We start from the raw sequence: 19710 nt of genomic DNA on the forward strand, positions 1-19710 counted from the left end.
AGCAAAAATAACTATTTGTTGCTCATAGATGATAATGAACGTTGTAAGAAGATTATCACAAGTATTTCTGCTCAATTCAATTTGGTCATCACCCATATCAGTTGCTCTCGGTTCAGCAATACTCAAAACTGATTATTGCTGCTATCTGGTTACTAAATTCACTACTTTCTCTTATATTCCGAAAATCCGACATGTTAAGGCAGTCATTTTTCCGACTAAAAAAATATCTGCTCAATTTTTGTATGGTTAGTTTGTTTTCAGGGATTAGATTGCTGATAAACCCGTAGTGCAGATATGTTAAATCTTCAAATTAGGGTTTACTAATGTCAATCAAAATAGTTGCGTTTATACTTTATGTAAGTAATTTCATATACTACAAGAAAATTTTTACAAAATACTTAAAGTTTTAAACCCTAACTAAGGGATGTTACTAATTTTATGGTGGACAATTTATAAGCGATGTCAAGATTATATTTTGTTAGTTTTTGATAGAAAGCAAAATCACCTATGTTTTCCTATTTCTGTGAGTATTTATTGGTGGCACTTTTCATTGTTGAAATATATATTCAGAAAGCTCCTATGTAAAAAGGTGATATTACTTTACTAAAATTTGAGTATATTTTAGAATTAAAATATACTCAGAATATTTATTGTTGCTGCTGAATAATAAATTAATGAGCATTCACCAGAACCAATAATATACTACTACAAGTAAAAATTTGATTTTTAAATATTTATTTATACTTGCCTTATTATTATTAATAAAGCATTATATAGATATGACATACTTATTTGATTATATTAGAAACAAATAATTATCTATAAATAATCACGAAAATCTAGAATTTGAATGTAGTATCATTTCCCAGAGCCAGTGCTATCAGAATCAGAATCTGCAGGAAATAAACATTTGTCTCCTGCTTCCTTAACTATCGAAAAAGCCATTTCAAACATTCGTAAAGGTTTACGTACAGAACAGCAATCCATGATTGACTGGGAACATGGGCCCCTGGCAGTATCTGCAGTTCCTGGTGCAGGGAAGTCTACAGGTATGGCTGCAGCGGTAGCAACTGCAATCGCACGCCAATATTTACAATCAGCTACTGGCTTCCATCTCCCAAACCAGGGTCAGCTGGTTGTAGTGACTGTTACACGTTCTGCAGCAGAAAATATCAAGACGAAAATCCGTCAATTTCTTCAGAGTAGTCTGTCTTTGCCCCCAATTGGTTTTACAGTTTATACCCTTCATGGTTTAGCATTAAATATTGCTAATAATCACCCGAATTTATCTGGTCTGGATTTGGAAAATGTCTCTTTAATTTTGCCTAACAAATCTCACTACTTGATTCGTAATGCTGTGGAACAATGGATTACTAAACATCCTGAAAATTATTATTCCCTATCACAAGGAATAAAATTTGATGGGGAAGAAACAGAACTATTACGTCGCCAGTTAATAATTCGGACAGAAGTCCTACCAGATTTGGCATCTACTACTATTCATGAAGCCAAAAGCCTAGGACTGTTGCCCCCAGATTTACAACAATTGAGCAAATATACCACCGATAAATACTCGATTTTAAAGATAGCATCAGAATTATACGAATTATATGATGACTTAATGCAACAGCAGGATTTCATAGACTATGATGACATGATTCTTGCAGCATTGCGAGTACTAAAAAATCCTGATGCCCGGAAGGCTGAACAGAAAAAAGTTTTTGCTATTTTTGAAGATGAAGCTCAAGATTCTAGTCCTCTACAAACTAAATTATTGGAAATTCTGGCAGCAAAAATAGAAGATAATAAAATTTACTCATCTCCATTTAATTTGGTACGAGTTGGCGATCCTAACCAAGCCATTAATTCTACCTTTACACCAGCTGATCCTATTTATTTCCGTAAATTTTGCACAAGTTGTGATAAGGAAGGTCGGTTAATCACCATGAGCCAGGCTGGTCGTAGTGCTTCAATAATAATGGAAGCAGCCAACTTTACTATGGCGTGGGTAAATAGTAAGTGTGCCGAAGCACAGCAAGTTCTACCCTTCTGCTATCAGAAAATTTACCCTATTGATATAAATAGTCCTCAACTGAATGTTAATCCTCAAGCCTTAGATAAAGGATTGGAATTACATATACCTGATGACATTTACCATACAGTAGAACTGCTAGTTCAGAAAGTAATAAATTTGTTTGCTCGAGAAGATACAAGTGGGATTAGTACTGCAATTCTAGTTCGTGATAATCGTCAAGGAAAATGGTTATCCAAAGTATTATATCCTATCTGTAAACAGCATGGGATAAAACTTTATGATTTAGCAGAACAAGAACACCACTCTCACGTACCAGAGGAAGTATTAACTCTACTGCAATTTTGTGCCCGTCCACACTCGCCGGATTACTTAAAAGCTGCATTGACAGTAATGGAACAAAGGAAACTAATCGATTTTCAAGACTTCAATGCTCTGTCTATCTTTCCAGAGGATTTTTTGTATCCTGGTCCCTTGGCTATAACCCAACCAGAACCAATTCAGACAGCAGCTCATTTGTGCCGTAGTCTACTCCATGCAAGATTAAAATTACCTCTTTATGAATTAATTTCTTTCCTAGGATTAGCATTAAATTACAACCAAGCTGAACTCGCCACCGTTGATAAATTAGCAGAACGGGTGAATAAACAAATTGCTTACAATGCTTCTATAGATACTATGCTCATTACCTTACTTGACATAGTCAATTCTGAGCATTTTGAAACCGTAGATACAGAAAACATAGAAGTTCAATGTACTAATCCCGGTCAGCTAACTATAATTACTATGCATAAAGCCAAAGGTTTAGATTGGGATTGTGTATTTATGCCATTTCTGCATGATAATTTGATACCTGGAAAATTTTGGGTTCCTCCTCATAGCCAATTTCTGGGTGACTTTACTTTATCAGAGGTTGCTCGCACTCAAATCCGTTCAGCCTTCAATGCAGATTTACTAATTTTACCTAATGCAGAAGAAGCTTGGACAAAAGCTAAATACCTAAAAATAGCAGAAGAATATCGGTTACTGTATGTGGCAATAACAAGAGCTAAAAGGTTTTTATGGATGTCTGCAGCAAAAAAAGCTCCCTTTACTTGGAGCAAACCAGATAGTTTAAAAGAACAAGAACCTTGCCAATTATTTACAGCCATAAAAAGATATTTTCATTGAATAAAACCCAAATTTAGTTTATTAAATAAGTAGTAAAAAGATTTGTAATTATCCAGGCTTACCAGATTAGGGAAATACTCATTAACAAAAATATTTAAGTTATCTATTCTAAAAATTAGAATAACGACTAGATACATATATTGACAAATTTCTATCCTAGTCATATGTAAATTGCTGAAATCATAAAAACCCCTAATAGCTAAAATATTAGGTAGTATTTAATTAGTATGGAGAATATAGAAGAATTTTTCCTAGTTTTTTATAAAAAACTATTTGTAATATTGTTAAATTATATTTAGATATGATCAGAAAAAATCCAATTACTATTTACCATCATTTATTAAAAGTGCTGATATAGATGTATCATAAGAAAATCTTAATTATATTATTATCTGAATATGTGACTCTTATTTATATACTTACTCAGTATCTACTTCTGTTTACATCTGGCTACTAAATTTAATATTCTCTTCTATGATAGAATTTCTCTAAGTAGATTTTCTATAAATTATTCACGGTCCTAGAATTTTGTGTGGTGGTTATTAGGATAATTATATTTCTACGACATCATCAAAACTTTATTACGTAAAACAGGTTAAGTGGAGTATTTAAAGATTTATTTTTGATATGGAATCTCCGCAAAAATAATTACAAATATAACTAATGATATCGATCAGCTGTAAAGTTGAATTAATCAAAAGTCCTTTTATTTCAGTTAAACACTTGTAGATGATAACGGATATTATAAGCAAAGGTGTATGGAGAGTGAGAGAAAAGGAAATATATATTAATCTAATATTCAAAATTTACAATCTCCAAAATGTCTACAACTGATAACTATAAATTAAACTTGATTCAATGGTATCCTGGCCATATTGCCAAGGCAGAAAAAAACTTAAAAACAACTGAAATTAGTAGATGTAGTACTAGAAGTTAGGGATGCTCGTATTCCCTTAGCAACTCACCATCCCCAGATATCTGAATGGATTGAGAATAAGGCACGTGTATTAATTCTCAACCGCCTGGATATGATTACTCCCCAAATTCAAGCCAAATGGAAAGATTGGTTTAGGCAAAGAAAAGAAGTACCTTATTTTACTAATGCCCAAAATGGACAAGGAGTAATAGCAGTGTCAAAGGCCACTCAGGTAGCAGGAATGGCAGTTAACAAAAGAAGATATGATCGCGGTATGTTGCCTCGCCCCATTCGTGCTGTTGTAATTGGTTTTCCAAATGTGGGTAAGTCAGCCTTAATTAACCGGTTATTGGGTCAAAAAGTTGTTGAAAGTGCTGCTCGTCCTGGAGTGACTCGTCAATTAAGGTGGGTAAAAATCTCTAAGGAGTTAGAATTGCTAGATGCCCCAGGTATAATTCCTACAAAGTTAGAAGATCAGGGAGCAGCCTTAAAATTGGCAATTTGTGATGATATTGGTGAAGCATCATATGATAACCAACTTATTGCAGCTGGGTTAGTAGATATACTTACTTATCTACAAGAAGTGGCTAATGAATTATTGCCGAAATCACCCCTAAGAGAACGTTATGGTTTGGATACTAGTGATGATACGGGGGAAGCATACTTGCATTCTTTGGCAGAATACCGTTACCAAGGAGATTTGGAACGTACTGCAAGACAGTTAATAACTGATTACCGCAAAAGCTATCTGGGTAATATTCCGTTAGAATTACCTTAATTATTATGGATTGTGATTGGCTTCGAGTATTTTGATTTGGGTTTGGATTTCTTGAATAGTTTGTTGGCGTGATTGTTGCATCTCATGACTTAACCATAACAGGCCGCCACTTACTAAAGTAAGTGAACCTATCACATAAATTCCAAGTAAATTTGTTAACAAATTTACTTGGAAGCGCAAATATCTGATATCTTGTATCTTATATTTAAGCGGGGGTATAGCAGTTGGGGAAATATCTTGTTTTGTGGCAGCTAATTCTATTTTTTTAGTTTGGGAATTCTCTGGGTCGAATGATACTTTTTTTTCACACCAATTGGCAATTAGTTGAGGTAGGTTTTTCTTTGCCCAACGCCAAATAATAACTTTAAAAGCAGGTTTAGATACTAAAGATATTCGCTTTAGTATGTTGTTAAAAGTTCGTGACTTAAATTTTTGATTAATAATATTTACTGTTCCAATATCATATAGACTACCAACAATCAATTTTACAGTGTTCTCTTCTCTATTGATGAGATTTTCCAATAGAACAAAAACATCATTCATTACTTCGTCTTGCCTCTCTTTATCAAAAACCGGGTTAACAGTTTCTTGAGAACTTTTTTCTGGATTTTTCATTATTTTTATAGAGCTATTTACTTGCTAACGTAGGTAGTATTAATTATAACTAAGGGCTTACAAGTACGAATTGATAACAATTTCTATACATTTAGATTAATTATGTATATAAACTGTTTACAATTGAGTGCTAGAGTAAAAAGTTAATTTGCGTACAACAATGCTACAAGCATAAAAACATAAACATCCACTAATTCCACAAAGTTTTAATTTCTGCTATGTAAAGAATAAATATTTTTTACATACTTGATTTTTTGTATTCCTTTCTAAGGGTAGCTCGCTTAGTACCAAATTAAACTATAAAATAGTCTCTAAGATGAGGGATACTTTTAATGTTAGCGATTCAATATAATTATCTTGTGAGTTACTATAGAATAATACTTATATAAATAAACTTCGAACTGATTAATTGAGTGACTATAAACCTGCTTAATCAATTAATTTAGGGTAAGATTGAGAGTACTTGGTAAACAAAAAATAGAAAGTAGCAGGTTTAGATAGGGACAATATTAAATATTAGGCTCATATCGAAATACGAGTGATTTATGAGAGCAATAATACAGGTAAAAAGTAGATACAGTAGCTTCAAATATTTTACTGTATCTACTTTTCCTTTCTTGCTATCTATTAGTAATATTAGTGAATATCTGGATTGGGATACAAACCTCTTTATTATTAGTAATTTTTATAGAAAACTTATATTCTTTTCTCTTCTAATTTTAGCGCAAAAATTGATTTAATACAAGTCAAATTCATGTGAATATTATTTAATTTAATTTGGATAAGAAAATAAGATTAAAAGAAATTTAATTTAATAGCATATAACTTTTACACTAAAATTTAGTAGAGTTAAGCCAATTGTAATTAATTGAGTTCAATATCATTTTTAATTTCCTCAAGATTTAATATATTTAATAATTAAACACACAAAATTGGATCCCTTTATAAAAGAGACTAAGAGCTACTCACAAGTATTTATAGCATTAGATAAAGTTATGAAACTACTAGTATGCAATAAATATCAAAAAAGTTTCTACAACTCTAATAATAGACCAACAGATATACTTGATGTTCTCCCAGTCAACATAAACTAGAAGTTCTTTGTATTCCAAAAATAATGTCTTAATATTTTCACCGATTATTATAATTTACGCCAAATTCGTTGAAAATATCTACAAGTCAAAGAGCAAAAATCGAGATTTGAACCATTTATGTTTAACATGCAGACAATCATTTTGTTGTACTTAAAAACTATGGTAGGGTAAACGGAAATGACAGGGATTAAAAATTACTACTGACAATCAATTATGGAAACTTGATGTGATGAAAGAATCAAGCAGTCTTCGTAAAATATGAATTTTGTAATATTTTTACTTCAGCCCTGATTTATTGCTAAACAAATTCTACTTAATGGCATTACAATCAAGCTTTCGGAAAAATCAGTTTTAATGATTAAATAAATTTAGTTTTTATAGGGGGAATTTACCATATTTTTTGGCAGTATTAATGAAGCAAGTTAGTATCACTTTAATTTACTAATAATGCAACAGGAAAACTTTGTAGTATATCTCTCAACCATATAATATCACCACTTGGGACTTGCTGTTTGGTTATTAAGTTATGCCATACAGGTTTGGAAACAGTAGGAGAGATGATGCGAGTTTCTTGCCATACTTGTTTTCCTATAGGGTATTCCCCTTCTTTAATTAAAGATGTTATAAAGCGGGGAACAACCACAATAGTGTTTTGTTCTCCCAATTTTCTAGAAAAAGCAATAATATGACCTTTTAAACTACCAGCAATAGTTAATTTATGATATGTTCCACGCTGAAATACTTCTAAATACTGCTTTCTTGCACTAAGTACTTGGTAAATTAAGAACTGCTTGATTTCACCACTTTCTGGGTATTGCAGTAACTGTGCTATAAAATTGGGCAAATCCATGTCAATTTGAATTTTGATATTTTCTAAGTATTGTTGGCGTAATTGGAAGTCGACTGGACGACGGTTATCAGGATCGACTAAACTAAAGTCCCATAATTCAGTTCCCTGGTAAAAGTCAGGTAATCCAGGAGCTGTTATTTTGAGTAAAGTTTGGGATAGAGAATTAAAAACACCATAGAAGGCTATTTTTTTCTGGAAAGCTCGAAATAAGTCTAAAAACTCGTTATTATCCGGTTTTAATATTTGTTCAGCAAATTCAGTAAAATTATTTTCATAATCAGCATCAGGTTTAAGCCATGCCGTATGGACTTTGGCTTCCCGAATAGCTTTAATTATATATTCCTTAATCCGATCAACAAATTGGGGATATTCATGTTCATGCCAGGGAAAAGTGCCAATTAGGGTTTGATATAAAAAATATTCATCATTGGGTGTAGGTACATCTATACCACCAGTTACATTTTTCTGAGGTTTATTAATTGCATGCCATCGTTTGAGATTTTTTTCCCATTCTTTGGGGATTTCTGATAGGATATTAATCCTTGCCCTGACATCTTCCCCCCTTTTTGTATCGTGGGTGGAAGTTGCATTCATTGAATGAGGCCATTGAGCAAATCGTGTCTGATTGAAATGATGGAAGTCTTCCTGAGAAATGCCAAAACAATCAGGATGAGAACCCACCTCATTTAAAGATATCAGGCGGTTGTATACATATTCTGTAGTATCTTCTACTCCTTTTGCCATTAATGGTCCAGTAAATTGCTGCAACCGCATAAGAAAGTGTAACCATTGTTCTCTATTTTCTTCCGTGAGGAATTCGTCAAAGTCTAAGAGCAAGAATTTCTCAATAAATGCGACTTCATTGAGAAAATTGGGAATATTGCTCTTGGCTTGGTTGATTACTTTCTGAATATATTCCTGATCACTTTTACTAGCTTCCGTACTGTTTATATAAGTACGGTATACTGGGAATAAGGCCATTATTTCTACTAAAGCAGCCTTAAGACCATAAATAGTAAAGTCACTAGCATAGCGGTAGTTGATACAAATCTGTTTCAGTAAATTTGCCAGATTATCAATATCTCCGGCTAAATATTTGCTAATAATTAATCTCTTATTTTGATCTATTATGTCTTGATAATTTACTGTTCTGCCTAGAAAACTCTGATAAATATCATCAAATTCTTGCTCATTATCTAAATTACAAAATAAGTAATTTACCTGTGCTAAAAAGTCATACCCACTAGTTCCTTGAATTGGCCAGTTAATTGGTAGCAACTCTCTACGCCCTAGAATTTTCTCGACTACTAAATAAGCCTCCGGTGCGTGTTCTCGTAGTCTGTTAACGTACTGTGTTGGGTCGTACAAACCATCAATATGGTCAATTCTTAAACCATTTAAACGATTTTCTTTTACTAATTGAAAAATTAGTTGGTGAGTCTTCTCAAAAACTTTTTTCTCTTCTACCCGCAAGCAAATCAAATCATTAACAGTAAAAAACCGTCTATAATTAAGTTCTTCGTTCCCTACTTTCCAATAAGAAAGACAAAAAAATTGTTCTGCTAGCAAGCTTTCTAAAAAGTTAAAACTTTCTGGATTACCATATTCCCCATTGAAAATACAAATATTTGCAGTGATATGATTCTGTACATCTTGACTATCATTCCATATTTCCCATAACATTCTTTTAATAAAGGAAATTTGATCATATCTTTCCCTGCCCTCTTCGCCAGAAGGAATATGCTTTAGCATATATAATACCCCCATTAATTTAATCAAATGAGGATTATCTCTACCCAGAGTTTCTCTAAGAGCAGATAAATTGTAAGTTAACACACGATCATAAGATTCTATGCGGATGGGGAACTTCCATGAATAGTAATTGATAGTTAAACCATTCTCCTCATACCGGAGTATTAGCTTCCCACTTTCTAAACAATATCCATAAAATTCACCTAGAAAAGGGGCTAAGACTCTACCTCTAATGACCTCATATGGATGGTTCCAATCAATATCAAAAAAATTGCGATACTGAGAATGTGGACCATTTTCCAGTACATCCATTAACATGTGATTTTGACTATCGAATGCCATATGATTAGGGACAATATCCTGTATCCATTCCATATGATAATTTTTCAAAATTTGCCTTAGTTGAAGAAAATTCTCTATTCCCCCTAACTCAGGGTTTATTTCATTGGGGTTAACAGTATCATAACCATGGGAACTATTTTGACGGGCAGTTAAAATGGGGGATGCGTAAATATGGGAGATACCCATCTCTGCTAAATAAGCCACGATTTTATGAGAATGCTGAAAAACAAAATTGGGATTGAACTGTAATCGATATGTTGCTACGGGTATTTGCATAATTAGAGTTGTTTAACTTAAGATCTTATAATTTATTACTGAATGTTACAGAATACTGGGTGCAAATCTATATATTTATACTTAATTTTTATCAGTTGAGTAAATTCCAAACTAAACTTATAAATCTTATAATTTGAATAGATAAGGGTAAATTAGCAATTGATAAAAATACTTCTATAATAATTAAAATATTCTAGTTAAACATTGAATAAATAAGTAAGTAAGTTTAAATAAATCTTCTTTATATCTATCTTCAACAATTTCATACTAGGATCTTGCTTATTTGGTTATGATTACTAGTATCAATTTGACCCATATTTCACCTAATTTCTCACATTTGTATATCATTCTTTTTGTAATCATATTCACACTGTAGTTATAGTTAAATCATCTGAATTAATTTGTGATTTTTTTCAAAAAATATCTGTTTTACCATGACATTTATACCATAGTTAAGTATTGTGTATAATACAAGTATTATCAAATTAGAGAAGTGATCAACATATCCTAATTTATATCAGTAACTTATATATAATTTTAGACTCATTAATAAGAAATTATAGGTAAATATGCCAGAACCTGTTTTTTAGTATGGTCTTAATTAGATATTTTAGATATTACTGACTTTATCTATTAGATAAAACTATGTATTAACAATTAAACCTAGAAAAGTTTTGTAAAAGTATTGTTAAAATTCAGTATATAACATTTTTTGAATCATTTATATTTTTTGTAATTGTACTTGAAATTAACATGTAAATCTTGTATTTTAAATCTACCGTTATTAAAGAAATCCTATTAAAGCTCTACCAACCTAAAGGAATTTATAACAAATAATAAAAATGCAAAAAATGACAAGCCTAAACATAATTAATTTCAAAATTTAACAGATAGTTAATCACTTCAATTTTTACATTAATAGTTGTGATGAAATGACTACTCAGAAGCAAGATTAAAATGGCCATTGCATATAGTCTTGTATTTATATATTTTGATAAGTTTATTACAAACTTAGTTACTAAACTTTACATTTGGGAGTCATACATTATTTCCAAGCCATTGGCAATTGCAAAACCTAATGTATTTTTTATGTTGATAAATTAAGTTATATATTGACAGCTATTTCTAACTTTGATTTCAGTATTTTTCCTGTTAGTATACATTTGGGTTTCAAGAGAATTACTAACATAAACCTAATTAGATAAAACTCTTAGATAATAATGATATGTTTTGGCCTTGAACTTTTGATTCTGATAATTGAAATCTTATTACATTAAAATCTAGGTTATTTTCTAACATAGTGCAACGTTATTCTCTTGTTATGAAGTATTCGAAAGAGTTGGCAAATGTATATACAACAGATGTCAAGATTTAAGTTGAGTATGCTAATCGCTTGTAACTATCTCTTCACTGTTAGAATAATAATTCAATTGTTGTTTTTTCTGGTATTATGAGCTTCTAATTAAATATTTAATTTTATTAATCATGACCTGTTTATATCACCCAAAAAACGCACCATAAATTTCTATTCATGCTTATTCTATAATCAATACTTTAATTTGCATTCATACTATGGTATTTTCATACCCAAGACATTTAAAATCTTTTATGATCGATATCATACAGTAATGAGATTAGGCACACTTCATATGAAATAGAATTTCTGGGTATTAAGTATTGAAATATACTTCAAGCAGAATAGATTGTACAGGAATCTGCTCTGAGAATAAGTTAATTAGGCTTGAATTTATGTTCCAATAATATATTGACGTTAATAATAATTAGCTTAAAACTTAAACCACTAAATTCCTTATCAAGACTACCAAAGCTGCTAGTAGGGTATCAAAAAGTTACCTATTAAACTTGTTTATTGCCCACATAATTTTATACTTATTTCAATACTCACTAAATAATTTGGCATTGTTTCTATCTAGTTGATAAGGTTTCATTTTTTCTTCCTTCACAACTACTGCAAATAACAGCCAAATCATTACTTGGCTGTTATTTGCAGGCAATTTTCTTATAGTATTGTTATGTCAACTAGCCATTTTTTCTTGACTTTCATACAGTATAATACTATAGGGTCCTAGTACTAATTCTTGTTGGATGTTACCTATCAATATATGATTTACGGCAGAACCATCTCCACCCCACTGAGTGTCAGCAGAATCCAATAACTTTTTCCAGTATCCATTTGGTAAGATTTCTTTTACTGTTATATTTTGCTGATTGAAATTCATCCAGTAAATCACTTGGTTCATCCCATAACTGCGTTTTAAACGGAGGGCTTTTTGTGGGTGAATAACTTTGACCCCTAATTTATGTTTGTCTAAGCTAGCTAGTGCAGGGATTTGTGATCGGAGTTTGATCAATTTTTGGTAGAATAACCACAATATACCCTGTTTATCTTGATGGCGTTGTTCCCAATTTAACTGTGATTTTATCATGGTCTCTATAGCTTGGGGATTTGGTATTTCCCCTTGTGTATGAAAAGCTTCAAACTCTTCTTGACGTCCTTGGCATACCGCTTCAACTACTCTTGCATCACTATGGCTGGTAAAATACAGAAAGGGTGCAGTTTCTCCATACTCCTCGCCCATAAACAACATAGGTATGTAGGGTGACAGAATCGTTGCGGCAGCAGCTAATTTTAAAGCAGGGAAAGGTAGCAAATGAGAAAAGCGATCACCCATCATCCTATTCCCAACTTGGTCATGATTTTGGGCATAAATTACAAATTGACTAGATTCACAACCTATAGTCTCACTGCCATGATAACGCTTGCGGTAAGTGGAATAATTTCCAGCAAAAACAAAGGTATCAGTATAAGCAGTAGCTAAATTTTCTAAACTGCCAAAGTCCTCATAATACCCCTGTTTTTCTCCAGTTAATAACGAATGTAAAGAGTGGTGAAAATCGTCACTCCACTGAGCATGAATTCCATAACCACTGAAACCAGAAGACCGTAATAATATTTTGGGGTCGTTTAAATCACTTTCCGCAATCAAATATCTTTTTCTATTATCTCTTTGGGAAAACTCAGCTACTATTTCTGATATTTCCTGCAAAATATGTCTGACCCCACAATCATAAATAGCATGTATTGCATCCAACCTTAAGGCATCAATATGATATTCTTGCAGCCAATAAATAACATTCTGGGTAAAATATTTTCGTACCCCATAACTATAAGCATCATCATAGTTAATTGCACTGCCCCAGGGGGTTCTATATTTGTTGGTGAAATAGCCTCCTAAACCCCAAAGATAATTACCTTCTGGTCCTAGGTGATTATAAACGACATCTAGAATTACTGCTATTCCTTGTTGATGACAAGAATTTACTAATCGCTTTAATCCATTTACTCCACCGTATGAATTTTGTACTCCATAGGGGTAAACACCATCATAACCCCAGTTACGTTCCCCTGGGAATTGAGCTACTGGCATTATTTCTATCGTATTAATACCTAAACTGCTAAGTTCCTGTATACGTGGGATCACAGCATCAAATGTCCCTTCTGAAGTAAAAGTTCCTATATGCAACTCGTAAATTACCATTTTCTCCAAGGGTATTCCTTGCCATTGCATGTCGCTCCATTGAAAGTCATTATGGTCAATGACTTGGGAAGCTCCATGTACCCCGTAGGGTTGGTAATTAGATGCTGGATCTGGAATTTCCACCTCTTTGTTAATTTGGTAACAATAAAGGCTACCAGGTTCCAGGCCGATCAGCTTAACATACCAATATCCCCATTTATCTCTTGTTAAAGGAACAATTCTATCTTTTGGTGAAATTATATGAACTGCTACATGCTTAACAAGGGGTGCCCAAAGAGCAAACTTACAAGTGCCATCACCCAAATATTCAGAACCAAGATGCATATTCTTGCTAAAATTAAAATAGACTAAGGTTTTAATTACTATTCATAGTGTGTTTTGTTATAGATTTGAAGTATAGATATTTTGCATTGTGTATTACTTATGATAGATTTGGTTATTTTTATTTTTATTCGTTAGATATTTATATCCTGGTGAGAGTATATTTTGCAGCTTATCAGCGGGAAAATATACTTTCCCATACTTTGAAAAATAACTCGTGGTTATGGAAGTATTACTAATACTTCATAAATTAGCTATAAGCAGATTTTTATAATTAATACTTTTGAATAATTAAGGTTTCTTATAAATAATACTATCTTGATTTTTTTTCAATCCTAATAAAACTACTTAGGAAACCCGACTACAATGATAATTTCTTAAATAAAATAGTTTGATTATTCATGAAAAATATATCTAATCAACTTAGATGCTTGTTAAGCATATCTTTTAATTAGACTTACTTAATTTAGATTTTTTCATATTTATAGAAATAGGAAAAAATTTTCTGCTGCAAGTCGGATTTTTCATAGTACTCATTAAAAATTAGTAGCTATAAATAATTATTTATAGCTTTTGATGGTTTTTGTAACTATCAACACTTACATACCACATAATTATTGTTACACTTTCGAAAATTTGATTATCAACAATTACCTCAGACTTATCTTTGTAAGACTATATTTCTATCTGAATTTAGTTACTTTAAGAGTATGATTGATTGTGGAGTGAATTCTATTTCCCTGATAGCTATGAAAATATATATAGATTAGGTAGTAATGAATATCTAAATAAACTATTCAATCTTTACCTTGAATTATAAGGAGTACATTAATTTATATATTAACTATTTACATGTAACCTTTTGATGTGTAATATCCATTAGGTTTAGCTTCTCGAATGAGATTGATCATAAATTGATATTGTGAATATACTCAGAACACTGAGGTAATTTATACTCAAATTACTCGTAAAACTGATGTTTATAGTTTGTTTAACAGTTGATCCTAAGATAACCTTTTTATAATTTATCTTAATTTTAAGTGCCACTCTATAAATTCTGCATCAGTCTTAACACCGAGTTAAATACTGTAGTTAACATTAACAAAAAATGAATAATACTTGTGAAGTATTAGCACTATTGTGCACCTAATATCATAAAGTGTTTTGTCTTATATTATAAACCAAGACCCATTTTCATTCCCAATAAGCCCTAGGCGTTGCAATACAATCAGTGAACGTGCTTTCACAGTAATCACCTGGTTTTTTTTATAGCACTTCCCCCGATGCAAAAAGCGGGGTTTTATTGTGTTAATAATCATCAGCCATTCCCACTGTTGTAATCCTTGGGGAATAGAAAAGTAGAGGGTATCAAAATGGGCATTGAAGAATAATAAAAAACTATCATCAATTATTTTTTGACCTTGTATTCCTGGTGTTGCAATTCCTTCACCATTTAGAAATATACCTATGGCTTTAGTGTAACCTGCATTCCATTGTTCCTTAGTCATTTTTTTCCCATCCGGGTTAAACCAACCAATATCATGTACACCATAACCATGTATAGCCCTACCTTGAAACCATTTACGACGATGGAATACAGGGTGCTTACGGCGGAAGTCAATTAATTGGCAAGTAAAATCTAGCAAAGCTTCGTTCTCTTCCTGCAACTCCCAGTTAAGCCAAGAAACCTCATTATCTTGACAGTATGCATTATTATTCCCTCCCTGTGTTCGTCCCATTTCATCACCCATGAGCAACATAGGTACACCTTGAGACAATAACAAGGTGACTAAAAAATTGCGTTGTTGTTGTTTCCTTAGTTTAAGGATAGAAGTATCACTAGTTTTCCCTTCTTCACCGCAATTCCAAGAACGGTTATAGTTATCTCCATCCCGACAGTCCTCTTCATTGGCTTCATTATGTTTTTGGTTATAGCTAACCAAATCATTCAAGGTAAAACCATCATGGGCAGTAATAAAATTTATACTGGAATTTGGACTACGTCCGTTTGCCATGTATAAATCCGAGCTGCCGGTAAATCGATAGGCAAATTCTGCCAAGTGACTATCTTCACCTCGCCAGAAATCCCTGACAGTATCTCGATATTTACCATTCCACTCTGACCATAAGAGGGGAAATTCGCCCACTTGATAACCACCCTCACCTACATCCCAAGGTTCAGCAATCAATTTTACACTTGCCAGAGTGGGATCTTGGTGAATAATATCAAAGAAGGAAGCTAGACGGTCAACTGCGTAAAGTTCCCTAGCTAATGCCGATGCTAGGTCAAAACGGAAACCATCAACATGGCATTCCTGTACCCAGTAACGCAAGCTATCCATAATTAACTTTAATACCTGTGGATTTCTAACGTTCAAAGAATTACCACAACCTGTAAAGTCCATATAATAACGAGAGTCCTTTTCAATCAGCCGATAATAAGAGGTGTTATCAATTCCTCTTAGACAAATAGTTGGCCCGAGTTGATTTCCTTCTCCCGTATGGTTATAAACCACATCTAGGATAATTTCAATCCCTGCTTTGTGTAGAGCTTTTACCATTCTCTTGAATTCTTCGACTTGCTCCCCTTGGGAACCGCTAGCACTGTAACCAGAGTAGGGAGCTAAGTAAGCGATAGAGTCATATCCCCAGTAATTTTTTAAACCCTTGTTGACTAAACTCCCTGGATAGGCAAAGAAATGATGTATAGGCATCAGCTCAACTGCTGTGACACCCAAAGACTGAAGGTGAGAAATAGCTGCTGGATGTGCCAGAGCAGCATAAGTTCCGCGGAGTTGAGGAGGTATTTCTGGATGTGATATAGTGAAGCCTCTAACATGCATCTCGTAAATTACAGTTTGGTGGGCAGGAGTGTGAAGAAGTCTATCTCCTTCCCAATCAAAATACTCGTCTACAATAATGCACTTGGGAACCAGTTCAGCACTATTGAGATCAGAAAACCCCAAATCCCCTTGAGGATTATCCCAGCGATAACCGAAAATACCCTCTCCAAATTTAATGTCACCTTCAATAGCTTTTGCATAAGGATCTATCAATAATTTATTTGGATTAAAGCGATACCCATTCTCGGGAGCAAAAGGACCATGTACCCTAAATCCATATCTCTGACCTGGTCCAATTGATGGTACATAACCATGCCAAACAAAATTACTGACTTCCCCCAAGCATAATCTAGTTTCTTGTCCCAGTTTATCGAAAAGACATAATTCTACAGATGTAGCGTGTTCTGAGAACAATGCAAAATTAGTACCCTTACCATCCCACTTTGCTCCTAAAGGGTAAGGGTTCCCTGGCCATAGTGAAAGATACATAGAGTCAAACTCCTGTGAAATATCGAGCTAGTATATCGTAAGAGGATGTAGAATATGGGTTAGGAGTAAGGATAAAATTTATTATCAAGCATTTTAAGCAATCTTATTCCTTTCATTATTGAGCTTTTAACTTTATCCCATGTGTTATGTCATTATATGGGGGGGATATTGTTTTTTATTTGCTCCATTTCCGTTCAGGTATCTGAATAAAATAAAAGTTAATATATGTTCCTGCAAAGGCTCATTTTATCAAGTTATACAACTACTCAACTCCTTAAAAACTTCTATCACATAATTGAGATATTAACCTGTATTGATTTTTCCATCACATCAGTAATATTTGCCATAGTCAAATTCCTCAAGATAAGGCTTACATCTTTATCCATATAGAATGTGGAAAACCATATTCATGATTCGTCTTGTAGTATGGACTTCACGTTTGTAGAAACCTAGTTTAGTTTTATAAATTATATCGCTGACAAATTCACGTTATACATATCTCGAATTGCTGGAATAAGATTTATGAAAATTACTCATGATCATACTGCTATCTCTTCAAAGTCTAAATACTAAGGGAGTTTGTTTATAAAACATTATGAATTTTCGAATACTCTCTGATATTTCATAGTCTCAAGCTAGGGATTCCCTAAAATTATTCAACAGAGTAAAGCTGTAAATATACAACTCATATGACTAAAGTAACTGAAGCAAGAGCACACCATACTTATCATCCTGTAGAAGAATCTGTCCCTCAGATTAGCTATCAGGTAGCTATGTCTCAACCAGAAACACACTTATTTGAAGTGACATTGCATATCCATAATGTTCCTTCACCAATTCTTGATTTAAAGCTACCCATATGGACACCCGGTTCTTACTTAGTAAGAGAATACGCTAAGCACTTACAAGATTTTACAGTTGTTGCTGTTAATCAGTCATTACCTTGGTACAAAATTAGTAAAAACCACTGGCAAGTAAAAACTAACAATATTACAGAAGCTACTATAAATTACCGCATTTTTGCTAATGAGTTGTCTGTACGCACAAACCATTTAGATAGTTCTCATGGTTATTTTAATGGTGCTGCCTTATTTCTAAGAGTTATTGACTGGGAAAAACAACCTATTCAAGTAACTATTATTCCCCCCAATAAAAAATGGCAGGTAACTACGGCATTATCATCTGATGCCAACAAAAATAACACTTTTCTGGCATCAGACTTTGATACTTTAGTAGACAGCCCTTTTGAAATTGGTATTCATCAATTACACCATTTTCAGGTAATGGGTAAACCCCATGAATTAGCAATTTGGGGGGAGGGTAATTTTCAAATCAAACCTATAATTGCTGATATCAGCAAGATTATTGAGGTAGAGGCGACTATATTTGGGGAGCTCCCCTATGACAGATATGTATTTCTCCTACACCTGTTTTCACAAGCTTATGGAGGCTTAGAACATAAAAATAGTTGTTCTTTAATTTACCAACGATTCGGATTCCGTAACCGCCAAAAATATGAGCGGTTTATGCAGTTAATAGCCCATGAATTTTTTCATCTATGGAATGTTAAACGCATTCGCCCCCAAAGTTTGGAGATATATGATTATGATCAGGAAAACTATACACCTTGTTTGTGGTTTTGTGAGGGAACCACAAGTTTTTATGATTTACTTATTCCCCTGAGGGCCAAAATCTACAATGCTAACTCATTCTTGCATAACTGGAGTAAAGAAATTACCCGCTTTCTTAATACTCCAGGAAGAAAAGTACAACTCTTAACAGAATCTAGTTTTGATGCGTGGATAAAACTGTATCGTCCCCATGCCCACAGCCATAACTCTCAAATATCCTATTACTTAAAAGGGGAAATAGTATCTCTACTATTAGATTTATACATTCGTGCCCAACATCAAAATCAACGTTCTTTAGATGACGTAATGTTACAAATGTGGGAAAAATTTGGTAAGCAAGAAATCGGTTATACTCCAGACCAACTCCGAGAAATCATTGAGACTGTTACAGGTCAAGACTTAAATGAATTTTACCAAAAATATATTGAGGGGACAGAAGAGTTGCCCTTCAATCAGTATTTAGAGCCCTTTGGTTTGCAATTAGTTGCAGATAAAGAAACCACACCATTCCTGGGAATTACGGTAAGTCATAAGCATGGCAAGGATATAGTCACGTTTGTGGAGTCAGGCTCCCCAGCAGAGGCGGCTGGGATTAATGCAGAGGATGAGTTGCTAGCAATTAATGGTTTACGTATCAATGACAATCAACTTAGCGAGCGCCTGAAAGAATACCAACCTCACGATACAATCCAAATATCACTCTTCCACCATGATAAACTCTGCTCAGTCCATGTTATCTTAGATGAACCCCACACACGAAATTATCAGATAGTTACCATCGAAAATCCTTCCCCGATTCAAAAAGATAACTTTTCTGGTTGGCTGGGTACTCCCATAACAGATTTTATGACAGAAACGGGAATATACAGCTGATATTATCATGAATAATGACTTAAATAATGGTTTTCAGACTTATGTACAACCTGGATAAACGTGCTTTTAATGAATTCAGTTGATGTAGTAGCTTCTCATCAGTTAGTTGTTAGTACTATCAGGTTATTTTGAAAGTATAATTACCAGATACTTTGTTATATATTCTCC

General features: G+C 33.2%; 6 protein-coding genes and 1 pseudogene. 3 read left to right on the forward strand and 4 right to left on the reverse strand.

All coding sequences use genetic code 11. The features are described from left to right. Window positions 1–874: 874 nt before the first annotated feature. Window positions 875–3202, forward strand: coding sequence for an ATP-dependent helicase (locus RINTHH_RS08645; RefSeq protein ID WP_044304938.1), 2328 nt, complete (start codon window positions 875–877; stop codon window positions 3200–3202). Between the two features lie 820 nt (window positions 3203–4022). Continuing rightward, window positions 4023–4896 (forward strand): annotated as a pseudogene (gene ylqF, locus RINTHH_RS08650) (ribosome biogenesis GTPase YlqF). Window positions 4897–4899: 3 nt separating this feature from the next. Here ylqF and RINTHH_RS11105 read toward each other — a convergent pair. The 4 genes from RINTHH_RS11105 to glgX all read right to left on the reverse strand — a co-directional run bounded on the left by RINTHH_RS11105 (window position 4900) and on the right by glgX (window position 17038). Then, complete coding sequence (locus RINTHH_RS11105; protein ID WP_044304939.1) at window positions 4900–5511, reverse strand: hypothetical protein; 612 nt, start codon at window positions 5509–5511, stop codon at window positions 4900–4902. A gap of 1527 nt (window positions 5512–7038) precedes the next feature. Further along, a complete protein-coding gene (treY, locus tag RINTHH_RS08660; protein ID WP_008235510.1) occupies window positions 7039–9825 on the reverse strand; it encodes a malto-oligosyltrehalose synthase in 2787 nt (928 codons plus the stop codon). Between the two features lie 2036 nt (window positions 9826–11861). Then, entirely contained in the window at window positions 11862–13709 is a 1848-nt protein-coding gene (gene treZ, locus RINTHH_RS08665) for a malto-oligosyltrehalose trehalohydrolase (protein WP_008235514.1), read from the reverse strand. Between the two features lie 1166 nt (window positions 13710–14875). Further along, window positions 14876–17038: a glycogen debranching protein GlgX gene (gene glgX, locus RINTHH_RS08670; RefSeq protein WP_008235517.1), complete on the reverse strand. Its 2163-nt coding sequence runs from the start codon at window positions 17036–17038 to the stop codon at window positions 14876–14878. 689 nt (window positions 17039–17727) lie between these two features. On the opposite strand from glgX, the gene RINTHH_RS08675 reads away from it, so the two are divergent. Further along, window positions 17728–19542 carry a M61 family metallopeptidase gene (locus RINTHH_RS08675; RefSeq protein ID WP_044304940.1) on the forward strand — a complete coding sequence of 605 codons (1815 nt, stop codon included), beginning with the start codon at window positions 17728–17730 and terminating at the stop codon, window positions 19540–19542. Window positions 19543–19710 lie beyond the last annotated feature (168 nt).

Origin of the sequence: Richelia intracellularis HH01, assembly GCF_000350105.1 — a bacterium.
GTDB classification, from domain to species: Bacteria; Cyanobacteriota; Cyanobacteriia; order Cyanobacteriales; family Nostocaceae; genus Richelia; species Richelia intracellularis.

Coding starts and splice junctions, on each gene's coding strand:
- RINTHH_RS11105 (WP_044304939.1), bottom strand. CDS start 5,511: ATGAAAAATCCAGAAAAAAGTTCTCAAGAAACTGTTAACCCGGTTTTT.
- treY (WP_008235510.1), bottom strand. CDS start 9,825: ATGCAAATACCCGTAGCAACATATCGATTACAGTTCAATCCCAATTTT.
- treZ (WP_008235514.1), bottom strand. CDS start 13,709: ATGCATCTTGGTTCTGAATATTTGGGTGATGGCACTTGTAAGTTTGCT.
- glgX (WP_008235517.1), bottom strand. CDS start 17,038: ATGTATCTTTCACTATGGCCAGGGAACCCTTACCCTTTAGGAGCAAAG.
- RINTHH_RS08675 (WP_044304940.1), top strand. CDS start 17,728: ATGACTAAAGTAACTGAAGCAAGAGCACACCATACTTATCATCCTGTA.